Below are 11672 nucleotides of genomic sequence, written 5' to 3'. Positions count from 1 at the left end.
TGACAAGCGGGCCGCGATCTTCGACGGGACCGTGCAGGTGGCCTCGATCCGGATCTGGCTCCGTGACCTGACCCGTCCAAAAAACAGTGCCTAGGGCGTGTTCTGTGGATGCTTTCGCCTTCTGACGGCGAAGCCGCCAGCCCTGCGAGCGGCCGCCGGGCCATCTCTCGTAGGACGATGAGCGACGGTGCCCCTCCTGTGCTCTGCTACGCAAGTTCCGCAGCTCGCACAGCGGGGGCCGCCCCGGGTTGGGCTGGGCGCGGCCCTGGCCGCGCCCCCGCACCGCTCCCGCGTGTTCACGCCCCGCCGTCCTCCAGCACAGCGCCCAGGGCCGCGCGGAGGAGCTCGTCGGCACGGACACGCCCCTCCAGGCGGGGACTGACCAGCGGGGCCTCCAACACGCACAGCTCACGCAGCCGGGGGCGGAGCGGGTCCGCCTCCTTCCCGAGCGCCGCGATCACCTCCGGCAGGCCGCCCAGCCCCCGATCCCAGTCCCCCAGGGACGCGCCCCCGCACATCATGTGCGCGGCGACCGCGTGCAGCGGGCCACTCTCCCCTGTGACCCGGACCAGCGCGAGGGCGCGCTCCCGCTCGGCCCACAGCTCCGGGGCGGGCTCCGCGAACAGCTCCATGACCTCGGCCGACCGGGCGACCTCACGACCCAGTCGGCGGACCAGCGAGCACACGGCGCGGTCAGTCCACCCGAATCGGCGCAGCGCCCAGGCGCAGACGGTCAACGGCGTCGCCGTCTCTCCCACCGCCCGGAACAGGTACTCCGCGGCGTCGACGGCCTGAGAGGACACGTGCCAGTTCCGCGCCACGAACTGTTCGGCCTGCTCACGCTGGTCCGCGACGACCGCCCTTGCCACAACACCACGGCGTCGGGCGTAGTCCACGCCGAACGACCGGTCCCACGGCTTGGCCCGGGCCAGGAGCCCGTCCAGCGGCCCCTCATCCGCGCCGACGGCCACCACCGCCACCGCCGCGCGCAGGCGGTCCCGGGGCTCCAGCCCGAGGTCGGACGCCCGGCGGTACAGCACGGGGAGTGCGGCCATGGCTCTGGGCCCCAGGGCGACGACGGCGTCCATGGGTGCGCTGGAGTGTTCCAGCGCGCCGACGAGCGCCTCCAGCGCCCGCTCCGTCGCTTCGGGCCCCCAGCCCGCCAGGAGCTCGACCGGCATCTCCTCGATCGTGGAGTTGGATTCCGTGGCGGCCACCCGCGCGTAGTACTCGGGAAGTGCGTCGTTCAGCGCTTCGACGAGTTCCGGGTCCGGGGGTACCTCCTCGGAATGCAGCTTGTACACGGGCGGGTAGAGGGAGCACTGCCGTCGGCGCAGCTGGCCCAGCAGGGCCTCCCTCCCACGCGGGTCTCCCAGCCGGACCAGGAGCCGCACCGCCTCCCCGCCATCCACCCGGTCGCCCGGGAGTTCGGAATCCAGTACGGCCGGAGTCGCCAGTGCGGCCGCCGGCTCCCGCGCGGACGTCGCGACCCGGGGCATCTCGCAGAGGGCGCTGAGCGCGTCACCGCGCAACTGCGGGTCTGCGAGCGCCGCGGTGAAGACCGGCACCAGGGTCTGCCGCGCCGACCGGACCCACTCGCACATGGTTCTCGCGGCGTGCAGGGCGGCCCAGCCTTCGACCCGGAGCCGTGCCAGTAGCTCGTCGACGCACGTCGGGTCGGCCACCGCGCGTTCGAGCTCCGGACGGGAGTCGCGGCCGAAGCCCCCCGTATCCGGGACCGGAGCCGACGCCGTCTCCCACGCCCGCCGCGACCAGCACCACACGATCACCCGGGTGGCCTCGGAGGTCCAGGGCCGACCGGACCTCGCGAGCGCGCGGGCGGCCGCGAACCGCACCTCGTCCGTGTGCTCCGGGCCGAGGAGGTCGTCCGTGAGACGCCCCGGGTCCACCCGGGCCAGGGCTGTGAGCGCCTCGGCCCCCAGTACCCCGCCGCAGTCGATGAGGTCGAGCAGCACGGCGGCCCGACGGTCGGCGTCACCGCCGGTCAGGAGCGGCAGGAACCGCACCACCTCACGCCGCACGCCGAAGCCCTGGCCGTCGAGATCGGCGAGCAGGAGCGGTTCGACCTCGGCCAACCCGGCCCGGAGCTCGGGCCACGCGTCCAGATCGCCGCGCACGGCGACCACTCGGAACATCCTGATCACGAGTGCACGGCGCGCCCCCCGCAGGAGCGGGTACAGGGCGGTCAACCGTGGGAGCAGATGCACCGCGACCGCGGGTCGGCGGTAGTCGCCCTCGAAGAGCAGGTCCTCGAGGTCCTCCGCCGCCTCCTCCACCACGTCGTCCTCCCCCTCCGCCAGGGCCGCGAGCAGTTCGGGTACGTCCTCGGCGTCGGGGCAGTCCAGATCCGCCCAGTCCACCTCGGGAACGCCCGCGGGGGCGGGAGGGACCGGAGGTCGCGGGGAAGCGGGGGACTCGGGCGGCTGTGCGTCAGTGGCGGTCACAAGGGTGTCCTGATCGTGTGCTGCGGCGTACCCCGGAAGGGCACCGGGGGCCGGAGGGCCCGGCCCGGTCACACTACGATCCCCGCTCGGGCCGACGGGTTCACCGCTGCGTGGGCTCGACGTCCTCGGGAGCGGCCTCGTAGGTGATGCCGTACATCTCCTCCTCCGACTCCTCGTCCGCGCGCCTCCGGCGCCACCAGCCGCCCTCGGCACGGCGGTCCGCCCTGCGCTGCGCCCGCAACTCCCGCCGGGCCTCCCTGCGCGCCACCCTCTCGACGGCGCGGTCCCGCTTGCGGGCACCGCGCACCCGGCGCAGCACCTCACGGCGCTCGGCGATGGTCGGTTCCGGTTCCGTCTCCGCCTCGCGTTCCTCCTCGCGGGGCCGCAGGGCCGTGACCGTGGCCAACCCCTCACCCACCGGAACGTCGGCGGGCAGCTCCACCACCGGCGCCGCGGTCTCGGGGCGCGGCTCGGCCGCCGCCTCCGCCCGCTCCGCCTCGACCCTGCGGGTCTGCTTGCGCGCGTACCAGGCGTTGGCGACCCAGGCCGCCACGGCCGCCGCCACCCCCACCTCCAGGGCGGCCACCACGCCCACCTGCCACGCGGAGGGGCCCACCTCGCTGAGGCGCGCCGCCCCCAGCGACCCGCCCGCGAGCCCGGCCAGGGCCGCGAACAGCATCCCCGTCGTCACACCGCACACGAACCCCCACAGCGGGGCCGCCTCGCTCACCACGTCGGGAGCGCTGCGCTGGGTCAGCACCCCGCCGATCGCCCCCGCCACGAACGGCACCGCCAGGGCCGCCAACGAGAGCACCGGAGCCGCACCGTTAGCTGGCAGCGCGGCCAGCATGGGCAGGGCCGGAACCGCGCCCAACGACACCTCCGTCGGGGCCACCACCGTCGACGTCCCCACCGCGAACCCCGGGCCCAACGCGTAACAGACCGCGAACACCACCGCGTTGGGCAGGTACGCCAACTGCACGATCAACAGGAGCGAACCGCCGACCAACCCGGGACCGAGCGCGCCGGTCATCTCCACCGCCTCCGGCAGGTTCACCGCCAGCGCCGCCAGGAACAACACCAGCCCCCCGGCCAGCAGGGTCGCCGTGGACGCGACCATCCCCACCAGCAGCGAACGCGACCGCGCGGGCATCAGGTCGAGCAGATCCCCCGCCGCCACGCCCTTGTCCCGCATGAGCTGGCGCAGCACCCCCAGGCCGCCCGCGACGAACGCGATCACGAACCCCATGAGGAGCGCACGCGGCATACTCGGCACCGCCTCCTCGGTCCGGGCCAGCAACGCGAGCGTGCCCGCGATCGCCGCATAGGGACCCGCCACGGCCAGCGCGGCCCGGTGCACGTGCCGCAGCCGCTCGATCACGCAACAGCGCGCCAACCAGCGGCCGAACCGGTACAGCAGCAACCCCGGCAGCAGGACCAGGCCCAGCGGCAACAAGCTGATCTGCCCCTCCGCGATGGAGAAGGAGACGTGGTGGCCGACCAGCCAGGCCAGCACGGCCCCGCGCAACAGGTCGACGATGTCCTCGCCGAACGTGTCGTGCGGCGCCGCCACCCACCCGGCCATGGTCAGGGTCACGATGACCGCCAGGCCGATACCGGCGGCCGACGCCGCCGCCACACCCCCCGTGGAGTAGATCGGACGGCCCACCTCCGAAGCGACCGCGGGCACACCCCCGGAGGCCCCGTCGGAGGTGCTCGTGGACCGCTTCGACTGTCGGCCTCGGTCGGGGGGAGATCCTGGCGTACTCACCCGACTTATGCTGCCAGGGACCGGAATGCTCCGGGGTATCCGGGCCGCGCGTGTCGTGTGCGCGTCACCACGCGGGAACGCCCCGCAAACGCGATACGTCGTAAGATGAGACCCCCGCCCCCGCATGAAGGACACCCCATGGCAGAGCCCGAACACGACCGCAGCTACCGGCTCTCCGACGACGAACGCGACGAGGCGCTGGCGAAACTGCGCGTGGCCTTCGAGGAGGGGCGGCTCGACACCGACGAGCACGAACAGCGCTCCGAGGCCGCGCTCCGGGCCGTGAACTCCGCCGAACTCGTCCCGCTCTTCGACGACCTCCCCCCGCGACTGGCTCCGGGGACCGTCGCCGTTCCCGAACCAGGTGCCGACTCCTCTCCGACCGTCGCCGCCGGGAAGAACGCGGAGGTGTCCGAGGACGACGAGAAGGACAAGGGCGTGAACGTCGGCGGGCTCCTCGGCTGGGGCGGCTTCCTCCTGCTGGTGTGGGGCACCCCGTCGTTCATGAGTGGCAACGTCTACGCCATCACGGTCTTCCTCGGGTTCTTCTGCCTCATGGTGCTCGGCCCGCTGGCCGGACAGCTCCTCGCCCAACGCAGACGGCGGAACCGGCGCGGGGAGATCGAGGGCGGTTGACCGCCCCCCCGGCCCGCCCCGGACGCGAAACGGCTCCGCCCCACCGACCAGATCACCGGCGGCGGGGCGGAGCCGTACGGAACGAGCGCCCTGCGGGGCACGCCTCCTAGAAGAGGTCGCGCACCAGCTGAGCCGTCTCGCTCGGGGTCTTGCCGACCTTGACGCCAACGGCCTCGAGGGCCTCCTTCTTGGCGGCGGCCGTGCCGGAGGAACCGGAGACGATGGCGCCGGCGTGGCCCATGGTCTTGCCCTCCGGGGCGGTGAAGCCCGCGACGTAGCCGACGACCGGCTTGGTCACGTTCTCCTTGATGAAGTCGGCCGCGCGCTCCTCGGCGTCGCCACCGATCTCACCGATCATCACGATGACGTCGGTGTCCGGGTCGGCCTCGAAGGCCGCCAGGGCGTCGATGTGCGTGGTGCCGATGATCGGGTCGCCACCGATGCCGACGGCGGACGAGAAGCCGATGTCGCGCAGCTCGTACATCATCTGGTAGGTGAGCGTGCCCGACTTCGAGACCAGGCCGATACGGCCCGGCTTGGCGATGTCGGCCGGGATGATGCCGGCGTTGGACTGGCCCGGGGTGATGAGGCCGGGGCAGTTCGGGCCGACGATACGGGTCTTGTTGCCCTTGGAACCGGCGTAGGCCCAGAAGGCGGCGGTGTCGTGGACCGGGATGCCCTCGGTGATCACGACGGCCAGACCGATCTCGGCGTCGATCGCCTCGACGACGGCGTCCTTGGAGAACTTCGGCGGAACGAAGATCACGGTGACGTCGGCGCCGGTGGCGGCCATGCCCTCGGCGACGGAGCCGAAGACCGGCACCTCGGTGCCGTCGAAGTCGACGCTCTGCCCGGCCTTGCGCGGGTTCACGCCACCAACGATGTTGGTGCCGGACGCGAGCATACGGCGGGTGTGCTTGGTGCCCTCAGAGCCGGTCATGCCCTGGACGAGCACCTTGCTGTCCTTGTTCAGGAAGATAGCCATGGTGTGTTGTCCCCTACTTCGCCGCGAGCTCGGCGGCCTGAGCGGCGGCGCCGTCCATCGTGTCGACCCGACGCACGGCCGGGTGGGCGCGCTCGTCGAGGATCTGGCGGCCCAGTTCGGCGTTGTTGCCGTCCAGGCGCACGACCAGCGGCTTGCTGACGTCGTCGCCGCGCTGCTCCAGGAGCTCCAGCGCCTGCACGATGCCGTTCGCGACGGCGTCGCAGGCGGTGATGCCGCCGAAGACGTTGACGAAGACGCTCTTGACGGCGGGGTCGCCCAGGATGATCTCCAGGCCGTTCGCCATCACCTCGGCGGAGGCGCCGCCACCGATGTCGAGGAAGTTGGCGGGCTTGACGCCGCCGTGGTTCTCACCCGCGTAGGCGACCACGTCGAGGGTCGACATGACCAGACCGGCACCGTTACCGATGATGCCGACCTCGCCCTCGAGCTTGACGTAGTTGAGGCCCTTGGCCTTGGCGGCGACCTCCAACGGGTCACCCTCCTCGGCGAAGGTGAGGCTGTCCAGGTCCTGGCGGAACTCGGCGTTCTCGTCCAGGGTCACCTTGCCGTCGAGGGCGACGACCCGGCCGTCCTTGGTCAGGATGAGCGGGTTCACCTCCACGAGGGTGGCGTCCTTGCCGACGAAGGCGTCCCACAGCTTGGAGACGATCTCCGTGGCGCCCGCGGCGGCGGCCTCGGGCAGGTTGCCCGCCTTGACGATCTGCGCGGCGACGTCGGCCGGGGCGCCCTTCAGGGCGTCGATCGAGATCTTGGCGACGGCGTCGGGGTTGGTCTCCGCGACCTCCTCGATCTCCATGCCGCCCTCTTTGGAGCAGATGGAGAGGAAGTTGCGGTTGGCGCGGTCGAGCAGGAAGGAGAAGTAGTACTCCTCGGCGATGTCACTCGCCTCCTCGACCAGGACACGGTGGACCGTGTGGCCCTTGATGTCCATGCCGAGGATCTGCTCGGCCTTGGCCTCGGCGTCCTCGGGGCCCTCGGCCACCTTGACGCCGCCAGCCTTACCGCGACCGCCGGTCTTGACCTGGGCCTTCACGACGACGCGGGGCTTGCCCGCGGCGGCGAACTCATCGGCGATGGCACGCGCCTCAGCGACCGTGCTCGCCACCTTCCCCTGGGGTACGGGAACCCCGTACTCTGCGAAGAGTTGCTTCGCCTGGTATTCGAACAGGTCCACGAGGGTCCGTCCTTGTAACTCGCTGGCTCAAGTGTGTACCGGGGTGGCGTGTCCGGATCGGCGGTGACCCACTGAAGGGGTGTCACACGACGCAAACCCCCGCGGAGGGGGTGAGGCCTACAGAGATCGGGATCGCCGCGGCGTTGCCACCCGCGACATGCGCAAAGCTTAGTCGCCCGATGTCCGGCCACCGGACACCAGGGTCCGGTACATCCCATGGCCTTGGGCACAAACGCCGCTCACGCGGCGCTGCGACGCCCCCCACATGGGAACATATGTGACCAGAGACACCGCTGATAACACCGATCCGGGGCCGATTCGCCCCCATCGGACTTCGCCCGAAGTGCGACGAAGGTCACGGGGCCTCAGGCGGCGTGAACGGGGTGGATGTTCTCGCGTACCCAGTCCGCGATCTCGGAGGTCGGCGCGCCCGGCGTGAAGATCCGGGCGACCCCCATCGCCTCCAGCTCCTCGATGTCGGAGTCGGGGATGATGCCCCCGCCGAACACCCGGATGTCGGTGGCGTCGTTCTCCCGCAGCAGCTCCATGACCCGGCCGAACATCGTCATATGCGCGCCCGAGAGCACCGACAGGCCGATGGCGTCGGCGTCCTCCTGGAGCGCGGCGGCCACGATCATCTCCGGGGTCTGGCGCAGACCGGTGTAGATGACCTCGACCCCGGCGTCCCTCAGGACCCGGGCGACGATCTTGACCCCCCGGTCGTGCCCGTCCAGTCCCGGCTTCGCGACAACGACGCGCGCGGCGGCCTCGGCCATGGCGTACCCCTCACTACGTTCCCCTCAGCCGCCCCTTGTGAGGGCCCTCCCGAGGGGGAGATGAACAGCTCGTGTGAAGAGTAACCCAGGTCACTCACGGGTGCGGGGCACGGGGGCGGGTATCTTCCGACCATGGACGACCGATTCGAGCAGACCAGCACCGAGGACCTGCGGGAACGCGCCCTGGAACTGGCACGCGAGCGCTGGGACGTGGGCTTCCTCTGGCGTCTTCTGCGCCTGCTTCCGGCCGCCGAGGCGGCGGCGGGCAACCGGGACGCGAGCGAGGCCAGTGTCGCCCAGGTCTCGGGGTTCCTCTACGAGGCCTTCTCGGCCGAACACGACCCCCGGGTGCACGAGGCGCTGCGCCCCGTCTACGTCGACTACCTCACCGAACACGGCGAGAACTGACCCGCGTAGGTGTCCGAAAACCGCCAGCGTGCGCCGCCGGACTCGGCGAACATGGTGGATGTGATGGACGACGAACAGCGCTACAGAGCGGTACGGAGCAGGGACTCCCGTTTCGACGGGGTCTTCTACACCGCGGTGCGCACGACCGGTATCTACTGCCGACCGAGCTGCCCGGCGGTCACCCCTCGCCGGGAGAACGTCCGCTTCTACCGCACGGCCGCCGCCGCACAGGAGTCGGGCTTTCGCGCCTGCAAGCGGTGCCGTCCGGACACCGTGCCCGGCTCCCCCGAGTGGAACGTACGGGCCGACGTCGTGGGCCGGGCGATCCGGCTGATCCACGACGGCGCCGTGGACCGGGGCGGGGTGGGTTCCCTGGCGGAGACCCTCGGGTACAGCGACCGCCAGCTCAACCGACTGCTCACCCAGGAGGTCGGCGCGGGACCGCTGGCCCTGGCCCGGGCGGAGCGCACCCACACCGCCCGCGTCCTGGTGGAGACCACGGACATGCCCATGGCGGACGTCGCCTTCGCTTCCGGTTTCTCCAGCGTGCGGCAGTTCAACGAGACCATACGCGCGGTCTTCGACCGCTCCCCCACCGAGATGCGGGCGGCCCGCCGCAGGACGACGGCACCGCCCACCAGCGGCATCGTGCTGCGACTTCCCTACCGGGGCGCCATCGACCTCGCCGGGATGCTCTCCTTCCTCGGTGACCGCGCGGTCCCGGGGGTGGAGGAGTACTCCGACGACACCTACCGGCGCACACTCCGCCTGCCCCACGGCCCCGGGGTGGTCGCGCTCTCCGCGGGCTCCGACCACGTCCTGTGCCGACTGTGGCTGACCGACCCGAGCGACCTGACCAGCGCCGTGCGCCGCTGCCGGAGCCTGCTGGACCTGGACGCCGACCCCGACGCGGTCGCGGAGGCGCTGGGGCCCGACCCGGTGCTCGGCCCGGTCCTGCGCCGACGCCCCGGGGTCCGCGCGCCGGGTCACGTGGACCCCACCGAACTGGCGGTCCGCGCGGTCCTCGGCCAGCAGGTCTCGGTCCGGGCCGCGCGTACCCTGGCAGGACGGCTGGTGTCCCGCCACGGGGAGCCGTTGGGCGCCGGGCTCGACGGACTGTTCCCCGGACTCACCCACACGTTCGCCTCCCCGGAGGCCCTGACCGATGCCGACCCGGCGGGGATGTCCATCCCCGTGTCCCGGGGCCGGGCCCTCACCCGCGTGGCGGGGGCGATCGCCTCCGGACGCGTCGACCTGGGCCCGGGCTGCGATCGAGACGAGGCGGAACACCGGCTGTTGGAGCTGCCCGGGATCGGCCCGTGGACCGCCGGCTACGTCCGGATGCGCGGGCTGGGCGACCCGGACGTCTTCCTGGAGACGGACCTCGGGGTGCGGCAGGCCCTGGAACGAAAGGGCTCGGCCCCGACGAAGGCCTGGAGCCCGTGGCGTTCGTACGCGACCCACCTCCTGTGGGCGTCGCTGGGACTACCTGAGGAAGAAGGATCAGGATGAACACCCAAGAAGCACTTCCCATGGACCTGGAACCGGTCGGCCCGGCACGCGAGGCAGCGGTGACGTTCCGGACCCCCCTCCCCGGCCCGACCCGCCACACCACGATGGACTCGCCCCTGGGCGAACTGACCCTGTACGGCGACGGCGAGGCCCTGGGCGGGCTGTTGACCCCGCCCAAGGACGGGGTCCGACGGGTCGTCCCGTCCGACTGGGTGCGGGACGATGCCTCGTTCACGGAGGCCAAGAGACAGCTGGCCGCGTACTTCGACGGGCGGCTCCGGCAGTTCGACCTGCCCCTCGCTCCCGCCGGTACGCCCTGGCAGCTCCAGGTGTGGCAGGCGCTGACCACGATCCCCTACGGGGAAACGTCCAGCTACGGCCAGCTCGCCGAGGAGATCGGCAGGCCCACCGCGTCCCGCGCCGTGGGCATGGCCAACGGGCGGAACCCGATCAGCGTCATCGTGCCCTGTCACCGCGTCATCGGCGCCAACGGGAGCCTGACGGGGTACGCGGGCGGCCTGGAACGCAAGAAGCACCTGCTGGCACTGGAGCGATCCGGGCGGTAGAAAACCAACCGAATGAGGGGTGTCATCGGAGAAAGTTTCCGGTTACACCCCTTGTCCGTGCCCTGGGGCCTGGTTACTCTGCGGTAGCCACACTCTGAGCCTGTGGTGTCACTCCCCGTTCGCTCGACTCCCCTGGAGAAGCGTTGACACTACCCACCCCCCGATACCTCCCCCTGGGTGCCATCGCGCTGACCGCCTCGGTCGCACTGGTCGTCACTGCCGCACCCGCCACCGCACAGACCACCACCGCGCCGCTCAGCACGGCCGACAACGTCGAGATCCTCCTCGATGCCGAGGTGGCCGACACACTCGGATCGTCCGAGCGGTCCCTGACGGACTCCGTCATCGAGGACGTCCTGTCCGAACGCTCCACGGAACTCTCCACCCTCGCCGCCCAGGACCGGGACGTGCGGGTCGACATCCGTGAGGCCGACCACGACTCCGCCTTCGGCGTCGCCATCGTCACCGCCCCGGAGGTCGAGGGCGAGGAGCCCTACGCCTGGCTGTTCGCCGCCGAACAGGACGGCAACGGCTGGGACGTCGGCCTGGAAGGCACAGAGGAGTTCTCCCAGCTCCTCGCCGGATCGGGGCTGATGGACACCGAGCAGCGCGAGACCGTCGCGGCCTCCACCGACCCCGACCAGCTCTCCCCCATGGCCTACACCGGCGTGGGCCTACCGTTCTCCATCGGCACCTCCATGATCATGACCGGCGGCCCGCACGGGTTCAGCGGCGGTCCCCCGTACAGCTCCGTGGACTTCGCCGGAGGCAACGGTCAGGCCCGAGCCGCCAGGGGCGGATACGCCTACTCCCTGTGCACCGGCTGGACCCGGGTCATCCACGACAACGGGTACTCGACCGACTACTACCACCTGGAGGACTACCAGTGGCTTCCCGGTAACAACGTCGGCACCGGCCACTACCTGGGAACCCAGGGCAACAGCCTCTGCGCGGGCGGCTCCACCACCGGGGCTCACATCCACTTCGCGCTGCGCGGGTACACCGACCCCAACGCCGCCGGCTGGTACGTGGCGCTGAACGGCAGGACCCTCGGCGGCTGGACCTTCGTGGAAGGCGCCAACTACGGCGGCTACGCCTACCGGAACGGCGTGGGCAACGTCTACCCGGGCGGGTCCATGTACAACTACGGCTTCTAGGACCGAAGCGCCCGGCCGAACAGCCGGGCGCTTCACCCTGCTGTGAGCTGAGGGTTCCACGGCCGCTTTCCCCTTCACCCCCAGGGGGTTGGAACCTCAGTCATGTGCGGTAGTAAGCCGCACGGCGCAACGCACCCCGGACACAGCGGGGTACAAACGTGTGGGTACGCGCTTTCCTGTGGTGAGCGGGTTGGCCGTAGA

10 protein-coding genes are annotated in these 11672 nt (G+C 71.5%); 5 read left to right on the top strand and 5 right to left on the bottom strand.

The window, feature by feature from the left end:
- Positions 1 to 296: 296 nt before the first annotated feature.
- Together ACFYL4_RS27290 and ACFYL4_RS27285 are read right to left on the bottom strand one after the other, a co-directional pair.
- A complete protein-coding gene (locus ACFYL4_RS27290; protein ID WP_387522230.1) occupies positions 297 to 2381 on the bottom strand; it encodes a hypothetical protein in 2085 nt (694 codons plus the stop codon).
- Positions 2382 to 2565: 184 nt separating this feature from the next.
- Positions 2566 to 4050, bottom strand: a complete 1485-nt coding sequence (locus ACFYL4_RS27285; RefSeq protein WP_387522232.1) for a DUF6350 family protein — start codon at positions 4048 to 4050, stop codon at positions 2566 to 2568.
- Between the two features lie 324 nt (positions 4051 to 4374).
- On the opposite strand from ACFYL4_RS27285, the gene ACFYL4_RS27280 reads away from it, so the two are divergent.
- Positions 4375 to 4872 (top strand): DUF1707 domain-containing protein, encoded by a 498-nt coding sequence (locus ACFYL4_RS27280; RefSeq protein ID WP_357758421.1) that lies wholly within the window; start codon positions 4375 to 4377, stop codon positions 4870 to 4872.
- 106 nt (positions 4873 to 4978) lie between these two features.
- Here the strand turns inward: ACFYL4_RS27280 and sucD are convergent, their stop codons facing one another.
- The 3 genes from sucD to ACFYL4_RS27265 all read right to left on the bottom strand — a co-directional run bounded on the left by sucD (position 4979) and on the right by ACFYL4_RS27265 (position 7828).
- Positions 4979 to 5857 (bottom strand): succinate--CoA ligase subunit alpha, encoded by an 879-nt coding sequence (gene sucD / locus ACFYL4_RS27275; RefSeq protein WP_357758419.1) that lies wholly within the window; start codon positions 5855 to 5857, stop codon positions 4979 to 4981.
- A gap of 13 nt (positions 5858 to 5870) precedes the next feature.
- The gene (sucC, locus tag ACFYL4_RS27270) at positions 5871 to 7052 is read right to left on the bottom strand and encodes an ADP-forming succinate--CoA ligase subunit beta (RefSeq protein WP_357758417.1); all 1182 of its coding nucleotides are present in this window, start codon (positions 7050 to 7052) and stop codon (positions 5871 to 5873) included.
- Positions 7053 to 7417: 365 nt separating this feature from the next.
- Positions 7418 to 7828, bottom strand: a complete 411-nt coding sequence (locus tag ACFYL4_RS27265) for a cobalamin B12-binding domain-containing protein (RefSeq protein WP_357758414.1) — start codon at positions 7826 to 7828, stop codon at positions 7418 to 7420.
- A gap of 132 nt (positions 7829 to 7960) precedes the next feature.
- Between ACFYL4_RS27265 and ACFYL4_RS27260 the strand changes: the two genes are divergently transcribed.
- The 4 genes from ACFYL4_RS27260 (at position 7961) to ACFYL4_RS27245 (ending at position 11471) form a co-directional block, all read left to right on the top strand.
- On the top strand, positions 7961 to 8236 hold the full coding sequence (locus ACFYL4_RS27260) for a hypothetical protein (RefSeq protein ID WP_357758412.1): 276 nt from the start codon (positions 7961 to 7963) through the stop codon (positions 8234 to 8236).
- 63 nt (positions 8237 to 8299) lie between these two features.
- On the top strand, positions 8300 to 9748 hold the full coding sequence (locus tag ACFYL4_RS27255) for an AlkA N-terminal domain-containing protein (protein WP_387522227.1): 1449 nt from the start codon (positions 8300 to 8302) through the stop codon (positions 9746 to 9748).
- Entirely contained in the window at positions 9745 to 10314 is a 570-nt protein-coding gene (locus ACFYL4_RS27250) for a methylated-DNA--[protein]-cysteine S-methyltransferase (RefSeq protein ID WP_387522225.1), read from the top strand. The genes ACFYL4_RS27255 and ACFYL4_RS27250 overlap by 4 nt, the downstream gene beginning before the upstream one ends.
- Positions 10315 to 10457: 143 nt before the next feature.
- On the top strand, positions 10458 to 11471 hold the full coding sequence (locus ACFYL4_RS27245; RefSeq protein WP_387522223.1) for a M23 family metallopeptidase: 1014 nt from the start codon (positions 10458 to 10460) through the stop codon (positions 11469 to 11471).
- The last annotated feature ends 201 nt before the right edge of the window (positions 11472 to 11672 follow it).

This window comes from Nocardiopsis sp. NPDC006938 (genome assembly GCF_042869555.1).
Lineage (GTDB): Bacteria > Actinomycetota > Actinomycetes > Streptosporangiales > Streptosporangiaceae > Nocardiopsis.
Note: the sequence above shows the minus strand (reverse complement) of the source record. Positions and strands in the feature narration are given on the sequence as shown.

Bases quoted from the DNA above. Each gene is read 5' to 3' on its own strand.
- ACFYL4_RS27285 (WP_387522232.1), bottom strand. From the start codon at position 4,050: ATGGCCGGGTGGGTGGCGGCGCCGCACGACACGTTCGGCGAGGACATC.
- ACFYL4_RS27280 (WP_357758421.1), top strand. From the start codon at position 4,375: ATGGCAGAGCCCGAACACGACCGCAGCTACCGGCTCTCCGACGACGAA.
- sucD (WP_357758419.1), bottom strand. From the start codon at position 5,857: ATGGCTATCTTCCTGAACAAGGACAGCAAGGTGCTCGTCCAGGGCATG.
- ACFYL4_RS27265 (WP_357758414.1), bottom strand. From the start codon at position 7,828: ATGGCCGAGGCCGCCGCGCGCGTCGTTGTCGCGAAGCCGGGACTGGAC.
- ACFYL4_RS27260 (WP_357758412.1), top strand. From the start codon at position 7,961: ATGGACGACCGATTCGAGCAGACCAGCACCGAGGACCTGCGGGAACGC.
- ACFYL4_RS27255 (WP_387522227.1), top strand. From the start codon at position 8,300: ATGGACGACGAACAGCGCTACAGAGCGGTACGGAGCAGGGACTCCCGT.
- ACFYL4_RS27250 (WP_387522225.1), top strand. From the start codon at position 9,745: ATGAACACCCAAGAAGCACTTCCCATGGACCTGGAACCGGTCGGCCCG.